The sequence below is a fragment of the Acinetobacter sp. ANC 4173 genome (assembly GCF_004331255.1).
Classification (GTDB): domain Bacteria; phylum Pseudomonadota; class Gammaproteobacteria; order Pseudomonadales; family Moraxellaceae; genus Acinetobacter.
Window position 1 is genome coordinate 40144 of sequence record NZ_SJOF01000006.1, and the last position, 24852, is coordinate 64995.

The following is a 24852-nucleotide window of genomic DNA, read 5'->3' on the forward strand; positions in this document are numbered from 1 at the left end:
CATAATGTATACAACAAAGGTGAACTCACTATGCCAATTTATAATGCACCGCTTGCAGATATGAAATTCATCTTAAATGATGTTTTTAACGCAGAACAATTCTGGCAGTCGAACGAAAATCTAGCGCATCTAGATGCCGCGACTGCAGAAGCTATTTTAGAAGAGATGGCGAAATTTGCGCAAAATGTAACGCTTCCACTGAACCGTACGGGTGATGAAGAAGGTGCAACTTATAATAATGGCGCAGTGACGACACCTGCTGGTTTCAAAGAAGCATTTAAACAATACGCCCAAGGTGGCTGGATTGGTTTAGGCGCAGAAGAAGAATGGGGCGGTCAAGGCATGCCAAAAATGCTGACTGTACTTTCTGACGAAATGTTGTTCGCAACTAACCCATCTTTCATGCTTTACCCATTACTTTCTGTGGGTGCTGGTATGGCACTGAACAGCTATGCCTCTCAAGAGCAGAAAGAAACCTATTTACCTAAAATTTACTCGGGTGAATGGTCTGGTACCATGTGCTTAACAGAACCACACTCAGGTACAGATTTAGGTATTATCAAAACTAAAGCTGAACGTAATGAAGATGGTACTTACAACATTACGGGTACTAAAATCTTCATTACTGGCGGTGACCACGACTTAGCTGAAAACATTATTCACTTGGTATTGGCGAAAACTCCAGATGCACCTGCGGGTTCACGTGGTATTTCATTATTCATCGTGCCGAAATTCATGGTAAATGAAGATGGTTCAGTAGGCGAGCGCAATGCTGCTGGTCCGGGTTCGATCGAACACAAAATGGGAATCAAAGCCTCAGCAACTTGTGTCATGAACTTTGACGGTGCAAAAGGTTACCTCGTGGGTAAAGAAAACGAAGGGCTTGCAGCAATGTTCGTCATGATGAACTACGAACGTTTATCAATGGGTATTCAAGGTCTAGGTGCTTCTGAATTCGCCTACCAAAATGCGGCACAATATGCGACAGATCGTTTACAAGGTCGCAGTGCATCTGGTGTAAAATCGCCAAACAAACCAGCGGACAGCATTTTAGTACACGGTGATGTACGTCGTATGTTGTTAAACGTACGTGCCAACAACGAAGCTTCTCGTGCATTTGCTGTGTATGTGGGTCAACAATTAGACATCACCAAGTTCTCAACTGACGCAGCAGCGGTGAAAAAAGCCAATGACCGCGTTGCACTACTTACGCCAATTGCGAAAGCATACTTAACTGACACTGCATTCCAAGCCACGCTTGATGCGCAAATGTGCTTCGGTGGCCATGGTTATATCCGTGAATGGGGTATGGAACAATGTGTCCGTGACTTACGTATCGCCCAAATCTACGAAGGAACCAATGGTGTTCAATCCCAAGACTTGATCGGTCGTAAAACCATTAAGTGTAACGGTGCCTACGTTGCAGAATACATCGAAGAAATTCGTGATTTCGCTAATAGTTTAGATGCGGACTTGAACTTCATTAAAGATGCAACTTTGGATGCAGCGACAGAAATTGCCGACCTGACTCAATTCGTGCTGGCTCAAGCAGCTGAAAGCGTAGAATTTCCAAATGCAGCAGCAGTAGACTACTTGCATGCTGTGGGCTTACTCAGCTTCGCTTATATGTTTGCTCGGATTGCCAATGCTGCAAAAGACAAAGATGGTGAGTTCTTCCAAAACAAATTGGCACTTGCTCAATACTTCGCACAACGTATTCTTCCAGAATTAGACATGCGTATTGCTAAAGTGAAAGCAGGTTCTGACTTGATTATGAACTTCAGTGAAGACTACTTCACTAGCCAAGCCTAATCATTCAATATGAAAAACGCCTGCTCTGTCAGGCGTTTTTTGTTAGATATCTCAAAATTACAATACATCAACCCAAGATAAAACAGAAGTTCTGGATGAGTAACTTGGATTTACAGAATCATCCATCAAACTAGAGTCGTAGGTAATGGTCATATTCCCTCCGCCAGCAAATTGAGTCGGGCTGCTAGAAAATTGGTAGCCGCCACTTCCATTTGAACTAATATTCGCGACATATAAAGCACCAACATAATCACCGCCATTGCCTCGCACATCATAATTTCCACCTAGAACGAGAAGAATACCGTTAAATGAACATTGGTTCCCGTTTGTTCTTAGACTACCTGTAATAATTACAATACCTGAACATGCAGGTAGATTCGTAGCATCACCCTCGACATAAGTCACTCCAGGCGCATTTTTGATGGAATTGACCAATGCCATCACTTGATTGGCATCACCCCATAAACCAAGGTCGGTATTCTTTACACAAGCACCTGAAGATGGACAACCACTGCCACCTGGATAATGAGCTGCATCGTTACGATTGCTTGGAATACCATTTTTAACAGTATTATTTGAGTTCACATCACCCGTAGCAATTGCGAGTTTATGCCCTCCATCAATTCTAAAGACATTACTATTTGCACCAGAAAATGAATTGACATTACCAGCCAATGTTAACGCTCCAGGTAATTCGGGTAATCGCACTGCTTGCGGTGCCGCAAATTTAACTTGATAAACACTTTCACCTAAAATCTTAGTATCACTACCTGTACCCTTAATCAGATTCCCTGTGATTTGCACAGTCACCTGCTGATTGGTATCGTCCCAACATGGATTGGTATTAGCAACTGAACAACCTGCAATATTGGCATCTGTTTTAATCCAATAATAACGCCCATTCTGGATATTCGATGCACTCACACCATTTACAGGGTTTGTATAAGGGATCAAATCAGCTGTTAGACCACCCTTCCATGAATTCTTATCAGAGCTACTCGTTGGCCAACCTGATGTTTTAAAGCGATTATCCGCCCAATTTAGAAACTGTGTGGCACCATCTTCTGCTGCATTACTTGTGGATACTTTATTATTTATATTTGCAGTCATTTTGTCTTGCATGATCGTGCCACGCATCGCATAGAGGCCGATCATAGTTGCTGCAAATAAAACGACTACGGTAATAATGAGGACAGAGCCTTGTTGTTGTTTCATAGTTATCCTCCTTATGTTTTAGCCGTAATGCTACGTGTTGGAACAGTGCCACACGATAAAGTTAAGGTCATACTTTTATTATTACCATTTGGTAATTGATAGCTTTGACTACTACTTAATGATTGAGGAGTACTATCATCTCTAGAAATCCTCCAACTTGAAGAAATAGTTCCACTTACAACTACTGTAACTGTGCCTCCCTTACCTATACCAGATATTGTGTAAGATGTTTGATCTGGCCAAACTACATTATTAACTTTGATATAGTTCAAATCAGTCGAAGAGCAGTCCATCGTTGATGGTGTTTCATTTTGATTATTCCCTTCACCTGTATTATTTCCACCGCTCTCTCCACCACTAGAAGAAGAGCCACCGCTAGTCTGCCCGCCACTACCCGAGGAAGAATTGCCAGAAGTATCATTTGCAGAATTAGCATGACTTGTACCACCACTTGATGCCAACTTTGTTAATGCTAATAAATGTGAAGTCGCAATAAAATCAATCGTTGGCTGCTTGCCATTTCCTTCAGAAACAGTCATCTGAGTTAAAACACTGGTTACAGTGTTCCACGCATTTACAACCGCAGTATTTTCAGTATTGCTATTGCCACTAAATCTCTGTTGATAGACTAGAGAATTAGCACTAGTACCATTCTGAATACCATATGAGAATTTAATTTCTGAAATATCTTTAGCAAGTACATAACTCAAATTCTCGTCATTATTCAAAATACAGAGTAATTCATTGTTAGCATTCACCTTAAATGTATTGATCCATGAGTTATTTGATTGTCCCAAACAGTCTCTTTGAGTTCGATCAAAAGTCACAATTAATTCATTATTATTGGCAGGAATACCTAATTCATTGGCCTGTCTAACCAGCCGAGTAATTGTCATTGATGCAAACCGGAAATTCTCTTGGGAACGATCCATGACATCTTTTTCTAGAATAAGCTTCTGGTTTGAAAAAAGAATGGTTAAAGCCCCAGCGGTAATAATCAGGCCAATGGTTAAACCCACCATCAACTCAATGAGAGAAACACCAGCTTGAGAAGCTCGATTAATAGATATTTTTCTTTTCATAAAATTGTCCTCTATTAAATCTCACATTTCGGTACTGAAAAATAATAGATAAATGTTTCTTTCTCGGATGGATCTGATGCATACCATTTTGCTTTTTTGTTTTCCCATTCGATCGTTATTTTATAACGTCGCTTAGTCGCATTCTCTATCTCTAAATTGCCTGACCAACCATTCATACGGCTATGTAACGCTTTTTGATTCGTTGTAAGCCCCTGAACAAAACTACTGGTGTTTCCCGTAACCTTCCATCGATTTTGCCATTCTGTTTTCAAAGCATTAATATTGGTTGATGAAACTTGCCCAGAATTATCATCTAAGGAACAAACACTCGCCCACATACGATCGGTCAAATCATTCGCTTGAATTGTCGCAATCGTTCTTTGAGTTGTAAGAGCACTTTGCTGCATAGACTTCAAATGCAGGATACCAAGCCCTAACAACACACCCGCGGTAATAAACATTGCGATCAGTGCTTCGAAAAGAATAAAACCTTGTTGAGAATTTATTTTATTCATGATTTAGCACCCTGTTTTACTTTTAAATGCTCTGCCAATAACTTCGACACAGACTGAATAAGTATCCGCATCAGGGATGGTGACGGTGATTTCATGTTCAGCAGTCGTTGATCCAACTGGATTAAAAGTAATTGTTTCAGGCGCGGTAATTGTTAGTTGTGAGTTTTCGAAAGTTAATTTTTGAATCGGTGTAGAGGAAGCCGAAGATTTTGCGATCAGCCCCGTCGACCAATTGGTTCTATTAGCATTTAAACAATTGCTACCATCTGAACTTCCACAAATTGTGACCGTTTTCCCAAGTCTCACCGCTTCGGTTCGCGCTTGCTGAAGGAAATTTAAAATATCACCACTACTTGTTTTGACTTTAGTATTTTTTAATGTTCGGCTTAAATTCGGAGCGGCTAAGGTCGCGATTATCGCAAGTACCGCAATCGTGACCATAAGTTCAACAAGGGTAAATCCTTTTCTAGTTTTCATTTCCAGCACCCAGATGTCGTTGGTGTTTTAGCCCCATCTTCTTTTAATGTTAATGTCCCGCATAAAGAATCAGACTGCACACTGGTGGGTGTTGCGGTAATCGTATAGGTCTGAGATGAATTGGCTACATTAATTGATAAGGTATAGTACCTGGTTATATTTGCAGGTGATTTCAATGCTGTAGGGATGTCGGCCACTGCAGGATAACTGAATGACGCATTATATTTACTCTCTAAAAATTGAGCTAAAGTGAGCATGGCCGCTTGTGTTTCTGTTCTATGACTTGCCACGATATATTTTGTATAACTCGGTATAGCGATAGCTGCAAAAATTGCAATGATTGCCACAACAATCATTAATTCAATTAAAGTAAACCCCAATGATGATTTCATTTGCCACCTAGCTTAAGTATTTATAAATATTTCTTAGACAAAATTTTTCGTAGTTATCATATAATTTATTAAACTAATTATCAAAAAAAAAAGATAGTGTGACAAAAATCGTCATTTAACTATAATTAATGTTAAAAATTGATTAAATTAAACTTGGAAAATAAATAATAAATAGATATTGAATAAAATAGAAATGAATTAACAAATTTATATACAAATTATCGCTGTGGTAAATATTTTAAAAATTACATACCATCATATTTATACCATTAAAGAAATTATTATTTCATTCAATTCAAGGAGCTAAAGATGTCTGGACGAGATCCCAAAGTGGTTAAACTTGAAACCCTCCTCGACCGATTAGGTAATTTCGCGGTTGAAAGCTTTCACTACATTGCCCTATTCATTATTGGCTGTATGGTGGCATGGTCTGCGGTGCATACCGTAATCGAAATTTTAACCGTCAAACAATACGCCACGATCGATGATATTTTATTGTTATTTATCTATTTAGAATTGGGTGCCATGGTTGGCATTTATTTTAAAACCAATCATATGCCTGTACGCTTTTTGATTTATGTGGCTATTACTGCACTCACTCGTCTTTTAATTTCCGATATTCAGCACGACCATAAAGCCGATATGGATTTGGTGATTATTACAGGTTCAATCCTGATTCTTGCATTAGCCATTTTAATTGTGCGTTATGCGTCATGGACTTTTCCTTCCGTCATGCGTGATAAACATCAAGATCAACCCTTAGCTCAAGGTAAAACCCCGCGCCCTGAAGATGATGAATTGGCTTAATTTGATCCTGTAAATATAGCTTGCCTACTTTCGAGCATGACCTCTGTAGCTGCGTTCAAATCGGGAGTTGGGAGGCTTTTCTCTATCTTGGGACTAAAACATAACGACCATTTTCAAAGATCCAATACATGTTTTGCGGAGGGTCAGGCAGTCCTAGGCGCTGCCAGTCGTTGATAATCCGATAATTAGAACTTTCTATTCGTGAATTGCCATCACCAAAAACATAACTGGTACTTTGATGATTGTATTGGGTATAGGTGGGTGCCTGTAAGTTAATGCTGACGTTGGCTTGTGGTCGATCCCAATTCGGCGGCCGATGATCATGCGGAGGATAAGGTCGATGCGGATATGGGGGGTACGGCGGATAAGGTCGATAATTGGGGCGTTTGGTACTGGTTCCCTGATAATTCGACCAACCATTGGCATCTGCGAAGGCAGAGTTAGAACTCAGCATTAAGATGGCTATGCCACATGCAAAATAGAACTTCACTTTCATCTGCTGTTTCCAATGTTCTTTGTTGATATTTTAACCTAAGTTTCTACCCAAGCATGCATAAAAATAGCAGGCTGGGCAAAGATTTGTACAGGATGTTATTCCCGCTCTGAATGTGAATTTTGATTGCTATGCTTTATGTTAAAATAATTTTTTTCATGGATTAGGTGGAACATTGTGGCGGAATTAAACTTTGAACGACTGCATCAATTTTTCTCAAAAGTACCGAGCGTACAAAAAAGATTAATCGACTCTTATGGAACAGACGGTCAACATGCGTGGTGGTTTAAATTCCAAATTAATGTCGATCATCCTCTCGCATGGCAAACCGTTCAAGAACTAGGACATGTACTGAATTACATTTCGACCAATGAACGTTTACCAACCTTATTCATGCCTGTTTCGCCGCCCCCCTATATGAATGGTGAAGCCAAAGAATTTCTGGCATGGGTCATTCAATGTAACCATCCAGACTTTAGCCCCGATATTGTGTGTGACTGGCTTGAAGCTCGTTTACCACAACCTGTCGAAGATGAAGCACAGTGGAAGATTAAAACCGATTTACATGAATTAGATAACATGACCGATAAAGAGTTGGATGAAATAATACCGCCGAATCCTGAGCAATAATCCCAAACAAAAAAAGCGCATCATGCGCTTTTTTTGTTTGAGCTTGCTCTTGCGTCACTATGCTACTTAGCTCCTTCAAGGAGAAAGGATCAAGCCTTCTGCCTCTGGAAGAAGGCTTGAATGAAAGTTTAAAACGTCGATAAACCACTCCACTCCATAAAACGATACAACGCATATTTCAACTTTGAGTCATCCGCATACTTGGTATAGTCCACACTCATTTGTTTCCCTCCGAGGTTTGACCATGCCGTATTAAAGTACTGATTCGCATCTTGAAACACTTGGGCTTGAGTCGAACCCAATACCCGTAAGTCTGTCTCTAAATTATAATTTTTAATATTCCGCGCAGTAAAATTGGCTGAGCCTAAAATCATTTCACTACTGTTGCCACTATGCTTCACAATCATCTTGCTGTGGCATTGTTCACCTTGAGTATTACACCAGCGCACAGCTATGCCTGCTTCATGTAACTCCGATGCCACCTGACGGTTTGGAATGCCATTTTTTTGACGTCCAAAAGCATCTTTATTCGGATCAAGTAAAACCCGCAATTGCACACCGCGCTCTTGTGCCGCAATGAGGGCTTGAATAATTTGTCGTTCGGATAAATAGAACATGGCCAAATCAATCTGATCGTGTTTTTTTGCAGTCGTAATTAAGTTTAACGTCGCTTCTAAAATGGCTTGTTCCGTCAAGACCTGCACTTGGGGTTCTGTTTTGGCGGCTTCTAACTCACCCAGAATAATCACAGGCATATCGCCACCAGACATTCGACCTACCGCTTGCTCGGTCTTTAAAATATCGATCGCGGCATTGCCCGTCACCACTAAAGCAATATTAGAGTGTCGTGAACTGCCATCATGTGGGTTCATAGAAGTGACTAAAGCCTTCCACCCCTGTGCAGTATCTACGACCAAAGTTTTACGATGATTGGCTTTAAAATTAAATAAATTAAAATAACTGCGTAAGGTAATGGGTTCTTTACCAAATGGATTTGGCAACCAACCTTTTTCAGGATTATTGCCTGCATTTTGACAGCACAAATACCAGAAACCTGACCAAGTTGGATTTGATGCCCGCAGTGGACGCAAATCGGTTTCAATCACATCAATCCCCGCTTGACGTAGTTGACGATAATGTTCAGGCGCTACGCTGCCATAGACCGAATTAATGGGGTCGGTAATAAATTTAATTTCAACCTGAGGAAACTGACGGCGTTTCGAAATTAAGGCATCGGTTAATTGTTGGGTTAGCGCTTGCTGTTGCAGTTTCGATTCACCAACTTCTTTATTGAATAAAAACATATCCAATACAATGGTGGTTTGTGCTTCATCAATCATTTTTAACATTTCATTAAAAATGACCTGCTGTTGCTGCTGTTTGCCATCACGGGTTAAATAAGTTTGATCTGCTAAAAACCTCACTTGGGCATGCCGTAATTTTCCTGTGTAATTTAAACCTTCAGGTAACGGCTTCAGTGTGTGATAAATCCCAGAAGCCAAATAGCCCAGCGCCAAGAAACTGACGATGACCGTAACATAACGCCGCGGCGTCCAATTTAATTTATGATGAATTTTTCGGAAAATACGCATAAGAAAAAACCTAACCCAATAGGTTCAGGCTAGGTTTTCTTGACACAATTTTCAAGTGGCTTTGTGTGACATCACCTTGAATCAATTCAAAAAACTAATAGTTCCTTAGAAACCAAATTCCAACCCAACTGTGAAGTTCCGCCCCATTTGTGGAAGTGTCGATAAGAATGATGCATGGTTATATACGGTTTCATCTAACAGGTTATTGGCTTTGGCATAAACACGATAATCTGTTTTATCCGAAAGACGGGCGGCATAAGCTAAACCCAGATTTACCATATTGTAGCCATCGGTTTCTGTTTCATAGACTGCAATTTTATCTTGCTTAAAGGCACGGTAATATTCCGCAGTCCCTGAGAAACCATCACCAAAATCAGCATCAAAACGTGTACCTACACGACCACCTGGAACACGTGGCGCATCCCCTTCAGCATCAATTTTCCCACGCACATAGTCACCAAATAACGTGGCGGTATAGATTGGCGACAGTTGATATGAAATTTCCCCTTCAGCCCCATAAAAACGTGCTTTATCTTGCGTATATTGAATTAAACGAAAATCTTCATAACGATCTAAGGTCTGCGCATAAATATAATCATCAAACCAGTTATGGAACACATGAACATGATAGTTCAGTCGATCGGTATCGTAATGGAAACCCACTTCAAGGTTATTCGATTTCTCAACAGCTAAATTTTCATTGCCCAACTCATAGGTATTGGTTGCCAGATGCTTACCTTGCGAATACAACTCTTGCGCCATCGGTAAACGTTCTTGATGCGACGCAACTAAAGACAATTTATAGTTCGGTGCAAATGCCCAGTTTGCTGCACCTGAATAGGAAAATGCGTGATCGTCATAATCTTTTTGTGGCGAATCAATATCAATACTTTGCTGATCCAAACGTGCTGCGAGTTCGAAATGTACATCGTTCCATTGACGATGCTCTAAAGCAAACACGCTCCATTTATCCGTAGTACTTGGCCCCGCAAATAACGCCTCTTCTCCCGTAATATCGAGTTTTTGACGACCAAATTGAGTGCCGATTACCCCTTCCCAAGCCCCAATCGGGTTATGCAGCAATTCTAAACGCGTGTCATAACCTTGGCTTTTAAAGGTTGTGGCAGCTTGACCATCTTCAATTTCATCATGTTGATAATCGGTATAACTCGCTTGTACACGTAGTTTTTGGAAGCCTGCAAATGGGTCTGCCAACTCACTTCTGAAATCATAACGCTCGGATTTTAGATCGACCCAAGGTCCCGCATGACTATGGTCATGTTCATCTTCTTCATGGTCATGATCGTGCTCACCACAATCTAAATGTGGTTGTCCTGTTAAATGCGCTTCACAGCTTTCATATTCATGATTATGGCCAGGCAATCCATATTGATCTTGACGATTGGTATAAGAAATTCCCGTAAAACCACGATCATAAATCCACGACAGTCCTAAAGTCACATTTTGAGACTCTGCAAAAGTGTTATCTACGCGACGTTCTTTTTCACCTTCATGGACATAATCTGGAGCAATATAATTATTTGCATCACGTTTCAGTCCTTCGACCCTTAACGCGACTTGATCACCCAAACCAACCGTTACCCCTGCTGTAGCCAACTTTTCATCGTTGCCTGTGTTGTAACGTACACCAAGTTTTCCTTCATAGCCGTTCTCTGGCATCTGGGTCGGAATCTTATTGTCCGTGACATTGACTAAACCGCCTACATTTCCAGCCCCGTACAATAAGGTTGATGGACCACGGACAATTTCAATTTGCTTGGCTAAAGTGGGATCTACGGTAACCGCATGATCGGGCGATAACGTAGATACATCCATGGTTTCAGAAGCATTTGCCAAGACTTTGACACGTGCTGCATCTTGCCCTCGAATCACGGGGCGACTGGCACCTGGACCAAACTGATTGGAATATACCCCGACCTGATCACTTAGTGCTTCACCGATGGTGGTGCCACCTTGTGCCAACTGATCGCTTTTAATGACATTATCGGCAGCCGAATAATCCACGGCGGTCTGTACTAAAGGATGTGCTGTCACTTGAATGGTGTCTAATTTTTGCGTAGATTCATCATCTTGTGCAAATGCAGAAGGTGCGATTACCGCAAGAATCGCAACGGAAAGTAAATTCTTATGAAATAACATGAGTCAGGTTTGGTCTGGTGAAAGTCATTAATTGTTATAATATAACATTACCATTATTTTGCAATAAGAAACAGAATCTCCCCGCTAAGTTCTTTATCCTGTTTTAGCGCATTATCATTTTATCGCCTTATCTCGAATTATGGGATTGACCAGATTTCATGCCATTTACCATTTCACATGCTGTCCTTGCACCGCCTTTAGCCAAACTCAGTGGTGGCCGATTACCGATTGCAGCTATTGCTATTGGTTGCATGACGCCAGATTTAAATCGTCTGTTTACCCAAGACAATTCAAATACCACCCATTACTGGTCTTCACTGATTCATCCCGATCTTTGGATTGGACTCAGCTTTTGTCTTCTATGGTACGTACTATTACGGCCCTGTTTTTATCGCTTTTTGGGCATTCAGCATGAACTCAGGCTCAGTAGTGCGATACGTATTTTTAAATTTTTAATAGGCATCATTCTGGCAGTACTTCTCGGTACAGCCACGCATTTATTCTGGGATGGACTCACCCATGTCGACTTCCGTACCTTGTTCGGACATGAGTTTTTAAGCCAGAAGATTTCTTTGTTAGGGCACTATTATCCGCTACACCGCATTTTACAAATTGGCACATCGGCACTGGCTCTCCCCTTGTTGGCATGGATGAGTTGGCGTTATTACCAAACCTATCAGCAACATTTTCCTGTCAGTTTACAAATCAAATGCTTTGCAATTGGACTGTTCATATTCAGCCTTTTGGGTGGTCTGGTGAGTCTTTGGGACTATGCGCGTTATATCCCCACGCAAGTTTGGCATTCAGACCTGTATTATTTTACGGGGCGAAGTATTAATGAGTTTAGCCAAATGGCTTTACTGATATTGATCTTTGGCTGCATTCTGTTTTTATTTTTAGATCGTGATCATCGTTTAGGCTGAATTTAGACCAACGCTTAAATGCTATTTCATGCCTTTTTTAAGCTATACCTTGAGAGTCAATGCCCAAAGAGGCATAATCCTACCTTTATTTCTGGCGGTACGCTGTTTACGTATTCGCTACCTTTAGCCATATAGTTGGATTTTATACGCTATGATGCGAACTCATTACTGCGGTTCTTTAACCGAAGCCCAAATTGATGAAACAGTAACCCTTTGCGGTTGGGTACATCGTCGCCGTGACCACGGTGGTGTTATTTTCCTCGACATGCGTGACCGTGATGGTTTAGTTCAAGTCGTTATTGATCCAGATACTCCTGAAGCATTCGCAACTGCGGACAAAGCACGTTCAGAATTCGTATTAAAAATTACAGGCCGTGTACGTCGCCGTTATGAAGGCACAGAAAATGCCAATATGGTGAGCGGTCAAATCGAAGTTTTGGGTAAAGACATTGAAGTTCTTGCTCAGTCTGAAACTCCGCCATTCCCATTGAATGACGAAAATACCAATATTTCAGAAGAAATTCGTTTGAAATATCGTTTCTTGGACATCCGTCGTCCAGAAATGTTAGAGCGTTTACGTTTCCGTTCTAAAGTGACTAACTTAATTCGTAATTACTTCGAAGATCATGGCTTCTTAGACGTTGAAACACCAATCTTGACCCGTGCAACACCAGAAGGCGCACGTGACTATTTAGTACCAAGCCGTGTTTCAAATGGTAGCTTCTACGCGCTTCCACAATCACCACAATTGTTCAAACAATTGTTAATGGTGGGTGGTATTGATCGTTACTACCAAATCGCGAAATGTTTCCGTGACGAAGATTTGCGTGCAGATCGTCAACCTGAATTTACCCAAATCGACGTTGAAACATCGTTCATGAGTGACGATGACATCATGGATTTAATGGAAGGCTTAACGGTTAAAATGTTCAACGAATTATTGAATGTAAAATTCGATAAATTTGAACGTATGACTTACGCCGATGCAATGCGTGACTATGCCTCTGACAAACCAGATATGCGTATTCCATTGAAACTGGTTGATGTTGCAGACTTAATGCAAGACGTTGAGTTCAAAGTCTTCGCTGGTCCTGCTAAAGATCCTAAAGGTCGTATCGTGGCTTTACGTGTGCCTGGCGCAGGTTCGCTGCCACGTAGTGCGATTGACGAATACACTAAATTCGTTGGCATCTACGGTGCGAAAGGTTTGGCTTACATCAAAGTCAACGAACTTGAAAAAGGCATCGAAGGTCTTCAATCTCCAATCGTTAAATTCATTGAGCCAATCGTGCTTGATTTGTTAAAACGTGTTGGTGCTGAAAATGGCGACATCGTGTTCTTCGGTGCAGACAAAGCCAAAGTTGTAAATGATGCAATGGGCGCACTTCGTGTGAAAATTGGCCATGACATGAAACTTGCAACTTGCGAGTGGGCGCCGCTTTGGGTAGTTGACTTCCCAATGTTTGAAGAAACAGATGATGGCAAATGGACTTCTGTGCATCACCCATTCACACTGCCAAAATCAAGTGTTGAAGAAGTGAAGAACAACCCAGGTGCTGCGCTTTCTGTTGCTTACGACATGGTATTGAACGGCACTGAAGTTGGTGGTGGTTCACTCCGTATCTATACTTTAGAAATGCAAAAAGCAATTTTTGAAGCATTAGGTATTGGCGAAGAAGAAGCAGAAGAAAAATTCAGCTTCTTACTCAATGCATTACGTTACGGTGTGCCTCCGCATGGTGGTTTGGCATTTGGTCTTGACCGTTTGATCATGTTGATGACTGGTGCATCTTCAATTCGTGATGTAATCGCATTCCCGAAAACCAAGACTGCTGAATGTCCATTGACTCAAGCACCAGCGCCAGTTGAAGCCAACCAATTGCGTGACCTTGGTATTCGTTTACGTGAAAAACAAAAAGTTGAAGCAAAAGAAGCATAAGCTTCCGCTTCAATCAAAACCCTGCCTTTGTGCAGGGTTTTTTATTTTTAAATGAATGACTTTTTTGAAAATTACATCTTTACCAACCATTTTTTAAATTTTCTTTTGAACTTTTACCTCATCCCGCTTAGAGTAAGCAACGATAGCCTATATTCTGTTGCAGCAGTTCCTGCCTTAATTGTTCTATTCAAAAATCCATTTTGTTCTTAAGATGCTCATTTTTTTGATTCTATCTATCTTAGATTTTTAAGTCTCTTTGCAAAATTTTCTCTCCTCCTTTCTGGTAAAAAGATTCTTGAGTCAAAATATGGCTATTTATTTCTTACTTAAATTTATCGCAATTTTACCTTTGTCATTTTTACAAAGAATTGCACTTTGGACTGCTTATCTACTCTTTCATACAAACTCCTCCATCAAACGAATTACAGCGATTAATCTCCGATTGGCATATCCTGAATTAAATGAACAAGACTTACAAAAGCGTCTTCGCCTCAGCATTCAAAGCCAATGCATGACCTATATCGAATTTGTAAAATGCTGGGGAATGTCACCTCAATACAACTTCAACTTACTCAAGAATATTCATGGTGCAGAGCTCTTAGAAAAGGCTCTGGCCAATCAAAAAGGTGTGATTGTGGTCATTCCTCACTTTGGTTGTTGGGAACTGTTAAATGCTTGGTTAAATCTTTATACGCAACCCATGATCATGTACAAACCTGACAAAATAAAAGGTGTGAATCGGTATATTTTAAATGCCCGACAGAAATTTAATGCCACATTAGTACCAACAGATGAAACAGGAATACGTCAAATTTTTAAACATCTAAAGCAAGGCGGCCTGACTGTCGTTTTACCTGATCATTTACCTAAAGCTTCTGGCGGAATTTATTCACATTTCTTCCAGCAAAATACACTATCGGCCACATTGGTTTCGAAAATGGCGGCCAAGACGCAATGCAATGTCATTGGCTTAAGCTGTATCCGTAATCCTGAATTATCCAGTTTTGATGTATATTGCACCGAATTGCCTCAAACGATTCTTTCAAAAGATTTACAACAGTCCGTGGACAGCTTAAATCTGGCAATGCAAGAGATGATTCAGCTTGCACCCGAGCAATATATCTGGTCATACAAACGCTTCAGAAATTGTTATGGCAATGTCAATATTTACTGCAAATAATCCACGATCTGACTTTCTTTAAGAATGTGTTTGGATTATAAAAATAAAAGCTCAAATTTATATGAATTTGTATAGCATTGAGCTAATTGGTTTTATTCATTTGAGATCAATTCTGAGCAGTGGCATAATAGCCCGCAGTTTTATATTGATAGATGAGCAAGCTTATGGCTATGCGTCCTGAAGTCCGCCGTCGTGGTCTTGTGGTAATTGTTTTTGCAGTCGTCCAGTGGTTATTCATGCGCTATATTCTTGCCAATGGTTTATTTAACCTAGACACCTCTGACCGTATTTTATATTTCTGCGTGAGTAGTTTAGGTGGTGCCTTTGCTATTTTTGTCGGTTTGATTTACATGGTGCTTAAAGGCAATCCGGATAAAGAAAACAACTGAAGTTGTTTTCTTAGAATTCATTTAAATCATAAACATAATCTGATGAAGACCAAATCTCTTCACATTCCTGCCATTTACTCTCAGAAACAAAGTATTGTTTTGGTAGCCTAATATAATACCCATTAATACCATATAAAATTTTAAGAGTATCAATAGCTGTAGAACGAATTGAAAGGTATTTCTCAAAACGCCATCCTTGAAACATTTGCGCTACTTCTAAGATACAATCATATTTAAAAATTAAATATCCGATCTGCTCAATTTTTTTAAGCGTTTCCTCAGAGATATATCGATGAGGTGCATACCAAAGCTCTAAATTATTATACTTTTCTTTCAATTTTTTTAAGATATCTAAATAACTGTTTTCGCAATTCAAATAAGTTCCGATTAAATTTGAACCTATAATTAAACAACTATTTTTACGGATTTCCAGAAAATCAACCCTTTGCTTAAACATCCTATAATCATTCAATAAAATAGGATGATTCGTTTTTAAATCACTATATAATGTAAATAATCTTAATTTTTTTAGTACATTAGGATTCTGATTAATTCCTAAAAAAAATTTTGACTTATTCTTCCTGTAGTACTTTCCCTCATTTAAGTTCTTTACAATCAGACGAGTCTCATTACCATCATCTAACAACCAGTAATTTTTTGCCGATACAGTATTCATTAGGTGTAGAGGAATGTGGTAAATCATTCCAGTAAAAATATCTAAATAACATTCATTCGAGAAGTGTTTTTTTAATTCAAATGCATAAAGTTTTTTACTTAAACCGTAAAATTTTTGAAAAATTATGCGATCCCAATCATGAAATTCAGCTAGCATTTTTTTAATAATATTTAGATCTGTGTCCGAACCATAAACTACCAATAACTCATTTTTTACAGCAACATCGAAAAAGAGATTTTTTGCCTCAAAAGCATTAAACAACTGTAACGGCGTTCGAACAATAAAAAGTCGCTTCATAGTAATTAGCAAAAAAGAGGATTTTTTGACTATACATTTTTTCAATAAATAATAGAATATGTTCAGTATAATTTATAATTTAATAAATTCTTTGGATTCCAATTCCCATGCGCTACTTTCTTCTCAATGATACTCGTTCAGGCTTGCACCATGGTTGTGAAGTTGTCATGCAGAATCTCATTGAATCACTCTGTATACAAGACGCTAATGCAGAAATCTTAACCTTATGTACTGGGCAAAAGATTTCTGAAGAAAAATGGGAAATAATTTTAAACTCTATAGATGTAGTACTTATAAATGGTGAAGGAACACTTCACAGTGCATCAGCGTATGGATTCTTTCTACTTAAACTTGGACATCAAGCAAAGTTAAGAAATAAATTTGTTGCTTTAATTAATAGTACTTGGGAAAATAACCCTGATAGTTGGATCGGCTTGATCCAAAACTTTGATTTAATTACACTTCGTGATCAAAAAAGTTTTCATACTCTCAAAAATTATAATCTGCCACAGCTTTACTATGCACCAGACTTAACGTTTATCTCCAATCACAACATACTAGAAAAAAGAATTCTTTCTACAAATAATATTATCGTTAATGATTCAGTTTACGCTGGTATAGCCGATCAGTTATTTGAAATCTCTAGAACTCGAAAATTCAGTTATTACCCAATAACCCGAAAACTTCCAACAAAAGAAGGGATTGTTGGCTACAACAATAAAAAGCTTAATAAACAAAAATTATACAACATCTTATCAAATATCAGTTTTGGACTTTTCAAACCTCGTAGATTTTATCAAGATTTATCGTATGCTATTGATAATACAGTAGAATTTAAAAATAAACTTCTGCAAAGCAAGTTCGTTATCACTGGTCGTTATCATTGCTTATGTTTTTGTTTACAAATGCAAATTCCTGTACTTATCATAGCGTCTAACACAAATAAAATGAAAAACCTTCTTGAGGATATTGGGTTGGATGACCGCCATATTACACTTGAGGAATTAAAGGAGTTTACGAATGATGAACTTTATCAACGTGCCAAATATTCTGATAATGAAATAGAAAAGCTCCTACATTTTAATCACCATGCAAAAACTTTGCACTCAAATATTTTTAATGTAATTATTTTATCTTCAAAAATTAAGAATGTGACTTGAATCTCATTTAAACGATCCAATATCATTATTTATTATTTTCTAAGTTTTCATTATATGATTTTTTAAAAATTTCCTAACTTAATCGAAAAATTCAAATCAATAGGATGAATTATATATAATATTTCTTGTATAAAAATTATCAATCATGACTTTGTATCTCTATATGTTATTAATTATTAAACCTCAAATCTATTTTTACACATAAACTCAAGAATAATTTACATATTAAAAAATATATAATACAATTTTATCAGATCATTCCCGAACCCTAAAATCAAATCTTATTATGAAAGAAATTAAAAATCCCTTACCTTTTTTTTATATTATTTTACCTACTTTCAATCGTCCAAAACTAGTTCAAAGAGCAGTTAAGTCAGTCTTATCTCAAAATTATAAAAACTATAAACTAATAATATTTAATGATGGATCAACTGAAGATTACAGTACACTAGAAGCTTTAATTCAAGAAAACCCAAATATTGAATACATCAAAAGTCACAATATTGGTGTAAATAAGTCAAGAAACTTAGTATTAGATTCAATATTTGAAAGTAAAAATATTGATAACTCTTATTTTTTTACATTGAGTGACGATGACTACTTAGTTGAAAATTGTTTAGATACAATTTCCGAAGAAATTAGAATAGAACATAGCATATGGTATTGTTTTAATTGTACATCAAATTCTCAACATATCTTTAGAAATAGTGATTTTGCTGAATACGATCAAATAAAATACTCTAGTTTTGTAAAAAAATATAAAGGTGATAAACATTTTGTCTTTAAATTAGATGGAGTAAAGAATATCCGCTATCCAGACAAGCATTTTAAAAATGGTTACGAACACATCTTCTATTATAAGATTCCCTCAAAAATAAGAATCATTCCAAAATCAGTAAAAGTAATCGAATATTACAGTGATGGTCTTTCACTGTCCAATCTTTATGAAAATTCGACTAGTTTTTTAATTTTATTTAAACACATTTTATCATCACCATTTGAAATTTTATTCTACAAATGGTATTTAAAAAAATTAATAAAACCTAAGAATCTATTAAAGGTACTTATTTCAGAAAAGATATACTATAAAACTAAAGCAATATTGGGCTTAAAAACTAAAAAAAATCTTTAGGCCTTTTAAGGACCTAAAGCTATAATTCAATTAATTTCAAGAAGGAGTTACCCATAGTTTTTATATCAATAAGCTCTATTACTTCTTTTGGAATACTATAATTTTTATTTACACAAGAACTCAAAGCTAATGAAAGCTCATTGATATCTTGCTTAGGCACTAAATAAGGTTGCATTATTACATTATTAAATAATAACTTAATACTACTACTAGAATCGTAGCTTACAATAGGAGTATTTAAACTTAAAGCCTCTAATAATGATACAGGACTTCCTTCACTTGATGAGCATAAGACTACACACTTACTTTTTTTAATAAATTGTTCAGGATCATTAGACCAACCAAGAAACTCAATTTTTTGCTCTAGATTTAATTCTCTAACTAATTTTTTTAGTGAAAAAATTTCTGGACCATCACCTAAAATTGCCATTTTCCCAGTTAATCTTGCTGAATAAAATGCTTTAATTGCATGATCAACCTGCTTAAGTTTAACCAAACGTCCAATAAATAACACATCCCATTCTTTTGAGGAATGCATATTTTGTTTTGGCAAGTTAATTCCATTTGGAATAACTCTGAACTCAGAATGAATAAGAATTTTTTTATACATTTCCTGCAAATTTTCACTTACAGCTATAATTTTCTTTTGATCTAATAATTTTTTAAAATATTTTTTATGTCTTAAGTAACGAAAATAATTATTAATCTGACCAGCTAGATTAGCTGATATTCGCTTTTCCAATACTGCTCCATGCATCCAGAACCAGATTTTTTCAGTTTGTCTTAGATAATCATACAAATAATAACCATTATGAAAACCTAGTACAATTAAATCAAAATTTCGACTATTTATACTCTGATTAATTAACTTAGTTTCACTTTCTGTTAATACTTTATGCTTCCATAATTTTCCATATGAAAATTCATGACTTAACTTTAAATCAATTAGTTCAACCTTTGAATCCAACGCTTGTTGTTGATTTTTATTATCTAATGTGCAAACTGTAACATTAATAGCTTGAGATTGACTCAAATAATTCACTAAAGTACATGTAATACTTTGTGCACCACCACAACCTAAATTATCAACAACAAATAATAAATTTATCATCAGCAAGACCCCATAATTATTAAATTAAAGATAATAAATTATCGCGATACAAAGGCATTTAATTTTTCAGCTATTTTACTAAACTGATATTTTTGAATAACATCTTTATAGCCTTCTATTGCTATTAATTTTAAATTTTCAGGATGATCTATTAAATAGCTTATTTTTTCAGCCAAACTTTTAATATCATTTTGTTTTACCATGTATCCATTTTCACCATGACGAATAATCTGCTGTACACTAATATGATCACTTGCCACAACTGGTTTACCCCATGCAAATGCATCGAGAATAGCCAGAGGTTGTGTATCATTCATAGTTGGAACAAGTGCAATATCGATATCTTTATAAAATTTTCTTTTATCTTCACCATTAATCCAGCCTAGAAAATTCACTTCATTTTCTAAATTTAAATCTTTAACTTGCTGAATTAAAGCTTCTTTCTGCTCACCATCCCCAGCAATAAGCAACTTCACTTTATACTTTTGTTTCTTTAATTGCTCTACAGCAGAAATTGCTAAATGAGTACCTTTATATTCAACCAATCGCGTCATGATACCCAAAACAACTGGCTGCCCCACAGTTTCTGAAAAAGACGGGGAGTCATCAGGTAAATGAATTAAATTTGAAATAACCGTCTGTGGCTTTTTAGTTAAGTCGATACCTTTGCATTTTGCTGCTTGCGCAACACATTCCCCCACATGCGGTGTAATATGAATAAAACCATCCGCTCTCAGTGTTCGCTTTACATTATGACTGTGATTCATCGCTAAAACAGGTATCTTGATACCACCAAGTAACATAGCATTTTTAAATAAATAGACAGCTCTACCACTATGAGCAATAATAAAATCAGGACGCTCTTTTCTTAGCCAAAAATTTAAGCGCCAAGCAGCCCATACATCATAAAAGCCAGAACTGTTCAAAGCAAAAAATTGACGATTCCCTGTACTAAGGTGCCTATTTTCATCCCCAGCAACAATCCACATTTGATGTCCTTGACTAGCTAAAGCATCATGAGTATTTAACATAGCTTGCCAGCGCCCGCCTGATGCATCTCCATAGACAGTATTTACAATTTTCACAGCCACACCTATTTATTTAGAATATTCTTAAATGCTTGCTCTAAATTCTGAGCATGGTTTATTACCCTTAATTCTTTCGTATTAAAATCAACAATGGTATTAATTGGACTACAAGATATAGGCATATCTTGCTCCAGCTGAACATAATACTTTTGAAAGTTATCACTCAATTTAGAATGTTTAAATAATGGTACAAATAGTTTTTTTCCAGCAATTAAACCTTCACTAATCATCGACGTCGAATCTGGGGAGCAAATTACCATATTTGAAGCATAAATAACATCTTGAATCCGCTGGTTATTACCTTGCCCTACCAAAATTAATCGAACATTCTTAGTTAATGCAAAAGATTGTTTGAGAGCTAATTCAAATTCTTGTAATGTTCTTCTTGAGGTAGAAATAATAAAATAACTCTCTGGGGATTGTTGCACTAAATGGTGTAACCAACCAACCCACTCATTAATTGTGCCTATTTGTACCTCTTTAGTATCTGCACCAATTAAAATACTAATAACAACCTTATTCACTGGAAGATTTAGTACTTTAAGTGCACTTTTTTTTTCATCTTCCAAATTAAAACTTAACATCTTATTTGGAGCAATTGGATAATATACAAAGGGTTGAATACCTTGCTTATTAATATCTATGGTAAACACAACATCAAAATAATGAGACTTGATGCCACGCAAAGAACTTGCCACAATATTTTTTACAGCTTGTGTTTTGGAGAGTTCAAGCTTAAGTAATGCATTGGGCAAAAGTGTATTTCCGCCAGCGGATACAATATAAGCAACTTTTTTCTGCTTGAGGCTGACCAGTTGCTCACGGGACAAAAATGCAGTCAACCATGCTGTGTTCGGACTGAATTTCATCAACCATTTCAGTATTCGATAGTGCCATTTGCTGGGTAATTTGAGTGTGAGCCATTCCACCTCATAAGTTTGCTGTTGATTTAAAAGCTGTATAATTCCCTGTGTCTGGGTTTCATGACCTGCTTTGCCATCGGTAAGTGCAAGAATAAGTGGCTGTTGGCTCATATTAAATCCCATTTATGACACAAGCAAAGATTGATAAATTTGTAAGGTATGTTCAATCATTTTCTGAAAAGTAAGCTGTTCTTGCGCCATTGCATACGCAGATGCAAAATCCATAGAGGGGTCTGCGACTTGTAAATAATGCTGAAGCAAGGTATTTAAAGCATTACTGCTCCCTGCCTCACATAAGAATTCCGCTGGAACAAATTCTGCCATCATTCCAACATCAGTACCCAATACAGGTCGATTCAATAATAGGCTTTCTGCCAAAGTATAAGGACCACCCTCACGCAATGATGAAACAATTAATGCTTCATGTTCATTGATCAACGTATGAATATCTGAACGATAGCCTAACAAAGAAACCCGATTAGACAATTGATACTGCTGAATCAGTTGTTCAAGCTTGCTCCGCTCCTCACCTTCTCCAACAATTGAAAGTGAATGTGGAATATATTTCCAAGCCTCTAGTAACAGATCAAAACCTTTCACCGAATTTAAACGCCCAATCGCAATAAACTTTCGGTTTTTCTGAAAAGGTGTTGGCGATACAGTAATTTTAGTGCCGTTATAAACAACTGTAGTTTTATTCGGTTGATTTAAAATCTCCGCAACCGAACGACTCACGGCAATTACGTGATCAAATGCAAAATACGCCTGATTACTTTTCTTTTTGCCGTGAACAGTCACCACACTTGGAAAACTAAATTGTTTGAGCATACCTTGTAACAGCTTCGCAGTTTTAGAAGCATGCGCATGTAAAATATCAGGCTGAGTTGCCAGAATGACTTTTTTTAGTTGATATTTCGTCCATGGGTTATAGCGGCTGCCGCTCATATCAAAGGTAACAAAATTGACCTTCTCAGACAGTTGGCTTTGATATTTTTGATGTGCAATTAAAGAAACTTGATGAAACTGCGCGAGCCCTTCCGCAAGTTCTAACACATGCTTTTCTAAACCACCGTCTTCATCACTGGCCATTACAAGCGTAATGTTCATATTTAGCCCTCACGCTTGCCCAATTTAAGTCTTAACTTCACTGCAAAGAGTGAATCTTTCCCACTAATTTTAATGCGTTGCAACTGCATAAAATCAGGTTGCTCAGCATCAATACCTTCAATGGTTGTTACCGCATTGTGATAGCCAGCCTGTTTTGCCAACGCCACATCACGTGCAGAATAAATCCCAAAAGGATAGGCAAAACTGGTCACGGGCTGTTGAATTAATTGTTCAAGTTGTTGTTTAGAATCAGCTAACTCTTGAAGGCATTCAGTATCATCAAGTTTAGCTAGATTGGCGTGGGTCATGGTGTGTGAGCCAATTTCAACCCAACCACTCCGGGCCAAAAACTTCACTTGCTCATCATTGAGTTTCGGTTCACGTGCCAGTTCACCGCTATTATGATGGGCTTTTTTATAAGTCGACCAGTCACGATCATGCCGATCAACCACCACATAAATGGTGGCTTTGGCTTGATATTTTTCTAAAATCGGATACGCATTTTCTAAGTTATCCAAATAACCATCATCAAAAGTAATTGCGACGGTTTTTTCAGGGTGTTGTCCCCAATTCTGTTGTAATTCTTGCATCGTAACAAAATGAAAACCTTGCGCGCTCATCCATGCAACTTGCTGCTCAAATTGTTCAGGTGTAACTCGCAGCTTATTAAATTTTGCCCCATCCATATGCTCTCGTACCATGTGATACATCAGTACACGTGGTCGTTTCCAGTCTATAGCTGGCTTCCACCAAGCATACTTATAACTAAACAGTACCACCATCACGAACAGAACAAGAAATAAGTAAATCACAGGCAACTTCTGCTTATTGAGCGAGAAGATATGTTGCCACACGCTCTGCTTCTTTAAAAGCATTTGGTTCGGGCAACTGAGCGAACAAGAGCGATTCCGAGACAATTCCTTTCGCCAATAATCCATCTACCGATGTCGTAATTCGATCTTGTTTCATCCGATCCATAGCAATCACGCCAACTCTACAACCAGCAGTCAGTGCCTCATAAATCATCGAGACGCTATCTTCCGTAACCCAAACCGCCTCTGCCTTTTGCATTTCTTCAAAAATCCAGCCTTGCGGCGTCTGTTCTACAGGAAAAAAGCGTACATGAGGTAAAAAGGGATATGCATTCAAACGCGCTACAAAAGATGTTGGTGTTCGGCGTGAGGTGGTCAGCACAATTTCGCTATCCGAATGTTGTTCGACAATCGTTTGAATGGAGGTAAATACTTTTTCATCATGCCATTGATGTCGTTTGGATGAACCACCCAAAGCAATTAAAATCCGTCCAGATTGATGACTTTGCTCATTCACGATTGGATTCAATGCACCTTGGGTCACAATCACATGATCAGATGCTTGAACATCATCATGTGCCGGAATCACACTATAATCAAACCAAGCGAATGGATAATTCGGTTTCATCAAAATCACAGTTTTGGCTTGAGTATAAATTTTTCCAAGCAACAACACACGTAATTGGGTATGACTGCCCACACCAAAAATAAAATCGGGTGTAGTTTGGAGCTGGGGAATAGATCTGCGAAAGAATCCTGTCAACAAAGGGAATATGGCCAAGTCATTGATCGAAATCTCTTCAAAACTCACGGTTTCTACAGATTGTCTTTGTATAGCGTTAAACAAGCCAAGTGCTTGTGAACGATGTCCTGCTTTTCCATCACTGACATAGACAATATGCATAAACTTAAACCATGATAAAATTTCAATAAAAAAGGC

General features: G+C 37.8%; 24 protein-coding genes. 9 read left to right on the forward strand and 15 right to left on the reverse strand.

The features are described from left to right. Positions 1–30: 30 nt before the first annotated feature. The gene (locus tag E0H94_RS08640; protein ID WP_131326028.1) at positions 31–1812 is read left to right on the forward strand and encodes an acyl-CoA dehydrogenase C-terminal domain-containing protein; all 1782 of its coding nucleotides are present in this window, start codon (positions 31–33) and stop codon (positions 1810–1812) included. A gap of 57 nt (positions 1813–1869) precedes the next feature. Here the strand turns inward: E0H94_RS08640 and E0H94_RS08645 are convergent, their stop codons facing one another. The 5 genes from E0H94_RS08645 to E0H94_RS08665 are packed head-to-tail and all read right to left on the reverse strand — an operon-like array spanning position 1870 to position 5493. Further along, complete coding sequence (locus E0H94_RS08645; protein ID WP_131326029.1) at positions 1870–3027, reverse strand: hypothetical protein; 1158 nt, start codon at positions 3025–3027, stop codon at positions 1870–1872. Positions 3028–3038: 11 nt separating this feature from the next. Then, a complete protein-coding gene (locus tag E0H94_RS08650) occupies positions 3039–4109 on the reverse strand; it encodes a PilW family protein (protein ID WP_131326030.1) in 1071 nt (356 codons plus the stop codon). Between the two features lie 14 nt (positions 4110–4123). Beyond that, positions 4124–4624: a hypothetical protein gene (locus E0H94_RS08655; RefSeq protein ID WP_131326031.1), complete on the reverse strand. Its 501-nt coding sequence runs from the start codon at positions 4622–4624 to the stop codon at positions 4124–4126. A 3-nt stretch (positions 4625–4627) separates the two neighbouring features. After that, positions 4628–5101 (reverse strand): GspH/FimT family pseudopilin, encoded by a 474-nt coding sequence (locus tag E0H94_RS08660; RefSeq protein WP_131326032.1) that lies wholly within the window; start codon positions 5099–5101, stop codon positions 4628–4630. Further along, the gene (locus E0H94_RS08665) at positions 5098–5493 is read right to left on the reverse strand and encodes a type IV pilin protein (RefSeq protein WP_131326033.1); all 396 of its coding nucleotides are present in this window, start codon (positions 5491–5493) and stop codon (positions 5098–5100) included. Before E0H94_RS08665 ends, E0H94_RS08660 begins: the two co-directional genes overlap by 4 nt. Before the next feature lie 309 nt (positions 5494–5802). Here E0H94_RS08665 and E0H94_RS08670 point away from each other — a divergent pair, with 309 nt between their 5' ends. Then, on the forward strand, positions 5803–6300 hold the full coding sequence (locus E0H94_RS08670) for a phosphate-starvation-inducible protein PsiE (protein WP_131326034.1): 498 nt from the start codon (positions 5803–5805) through the stop codon (positions 6298–6300). Positions 6301–6382: 82 nt separating this feature from the next. Here the strand turns inward: E0H94_RS08670 and E0H94_RS08675 are convergent, their stop codons facing one another. Continuing rightward, complete coding sequence (locus tag E0H94_RS08675; RefSeq protein ID WP_131326035.1) at positions 6383–6796, reverse strand: RcnB family protein; 414 nt, start codon at positions 6794–6796, stop codon at positions 6383–6385. Positions 6797–6970: 174 nt separating this feature from the next. Between E0H94_RS08675 and E0H94_RS08680 the strand changes: the two genes are divergently transcribed. Further along, a complete protein-coding gene (locus E0H94_RS08680) occupies positions 6971–7423 on the forward strand; it encodes a hypothetical protein (RefSeq protein ID WP_131326036.1) in 453 nt (150 codons plus the stop codon). Positions 7424–7551: 128 nt separating this feature from the next. Here E0H94_RS08680 and E0H94_RS08685 read toward each other — a convergent pair whose 3' ends face one another. Continuing rightward, positions 7552–9015: a phospholipase D family protein gene (locus E0H94_RS08685; RefSeq protein WP_131326037.1), complete on the reverse strand. Its 1464-nt coding sequence runs from the start codon at positions 9013–9015 to the stop codon at positions 7552–7554. 105 nt (positions 9016–9120) lie between these two features. Continuing rightward, positions 9121–11175 (reverse strand): zinc piracy TonB-dependent receptor ZnuD, encoded by a 2055-nt coding sequence (gene znuD / locus E0H94_RS08690; RefSeq protein ID WP_131326038.1) that lies wholly within the window; start codon positions 11173–11175, stop codon positions 9121–9123. Positions 11176–11333: 158 nt separating this feature from the next. Between znuD and E0H94_RS08695 the strand changes: the two genes are divergently transcribed. The 4 genes from E0H94_RS08695 (at position 11334) to E0H94_RS08710 (ending at position 15606) form a co-directional block, all read left to right on the forward strand. After that, positions 11334–12098: a DUF4184 family protein gene (locus tag E0H94_RS08695; protein WP_131326039.1), complete on the forward strand. Its 765-nt coding sequence runs from the start codon at positions 11334–11336 to the stop codon at positions 12096–12098. 151 nt (positions 12099–12249) lie between these two features. After that, entirely contained in the window at positions 12250–14037 is a 1788-nt protein-coding gene (gene aspS, locus E0H94_RS08700) for an aspartate--tRNA ligase (protein ID WP_131326040.1), read from the forward strand. Between the two features lie 307 nt (positions 14038–14344). Then, positions 14345–15217 (forward strand): lysophospholipid acyltransferase family protein, encoded by an 873-nt coding sequence (locus E0H94_RS08705; protein WP_131326041.1) that lies wholly within the window; start codon positions 14345–14347, stop codon positions 15215–15217. 164 nt (positions 15218–15381) lie between these two features. Beyond that, positions 15382–15606, forward strand: coding sequence for a hypothetical protein (locus E0H94_RS08710; RefSeq protein WP_131326042.1), 225 nt, complete (start codon positions 15382–15384; stop codon positions 15604–15606). 10 nt (positions 15607–15616) lie between these two features. On the opposite strand, the gene E0H94_RS08715 is transcribed toward E0H94_RS08710, so the two are convergent. Further along, the gene (locus tag E0H94_RS08715) at positions 15617–16579 is read right to left on the reverse strand and encodes a hypothetical protein (RefSeq protein ID WP_131326043.1); all 963 of its coding nucleotides are present in this window, start codon (positions 16577–16579) and stop codon (positions 15617–15619) included. 107 nt (positions 16580–16686) lie between these two features. Between E0H94_RS08715 and E0H94_RS08720 the strand changes: the two genes are divergently transcribed. Continuing rightward, entirely contained in the window at positions 16687–17739 is a 1053-nt protein-coding gene (locus E0H94_RS08720) for a polysaccharide pyruvyl transferase family protein (protein WP_131326044.1), read from the forward strand. A gap of 286 nt (positions 17740–18025) precedes the next feature. Continuing rightward, on the forward strand, positions 18026–18871 hold the full coding sequence (locus tag E0H94_RS08725) for a glycosyltransferase family A protein (protein WP_131326045.1): 846 nt from the start codon (positions 18026–18028) through the stop codon (positions 18869–18871). Between the two features lie 19 nt (positions 18872–18890). On the opposite strand, the gene E0H94_RS08730 is transcribed toward E0H94_RS08725, so the two are convergent. From E0H94_RS08730 to E0H94_RS08755, 6 genes are read right to left on the reverse strand one after another with little or no spacing between them, the layout of a single operon-like run. Next, entirely contained in the window at positions 18891–19982 is a 1092-nt protein-coding gene (locus tag E0H94_RS08730) for a glycosyltransferase (RefSeq protein WP_131326046.1), read from the reverse strand. 38 nt (positions 19983–20020) lie between these two features. Next, the gene (locus tag E0H94_RS08735) at positions 20021–21067 is read right to left on the reverse strand and encodes a glycosyltransferase family 4 protein (protein WP_131326047.1); all 1047 of its coding nucleotides are present in this window, start codon (positions 21065–21067) and stop codon (positions 20021–20023) included. Positions 21068–21075: 8 nt separating this feature from the next. After that, positions 21076–22104 carry an ELM1/GtrOC1 family putative glycosyltransferase gene (locus tag E0H94_RS08740; protein ID WP_165495599.1) on the reverse strand — a complete coding sequence of 343 codons (1029 nt, stop codon included), beginning with the start codon at positions 22102–22104 and terminating at the stop codon, positions 21076–21078. Between the two features lie 12 nt (positions 22105–22116). Continuing rightward, positions 22117–23100 (reverse strand): glycosyltransferase, encoded by a 984-nt coding sequence (locus tag E0H94_RS08745; protein WP_131326049.1) that lies wholly within the window; start codon positions 23098–23100, stop codon positions 22117–22119. 2 nt (positions 23101–23102) lie between these two features. Next, positions 23103–23882, reverse strand: a complete 780-nt coding sequence (locus E0H94_RS08750) for a polysaccharide deacetylase family protein (protein ID WP_413773009.1) — start codon at positions 23880–23882, stop codon at positions 23103–23105. A gap of 43 nt (positions 23883–23925) precedes the next feature. Then, on the reverse strand, positions 23926–24816 hold the full coding sequence (locus tag E0H94_RS08755; protein WP_131326050.1) for a mitochondrial fission ELM1 family protein: 891 nt from the start codon (positions 24814–24816) through the stop codon (positions 23926–23928). Positions 24817–24852 lie beyond the last annotated feature (36 nt).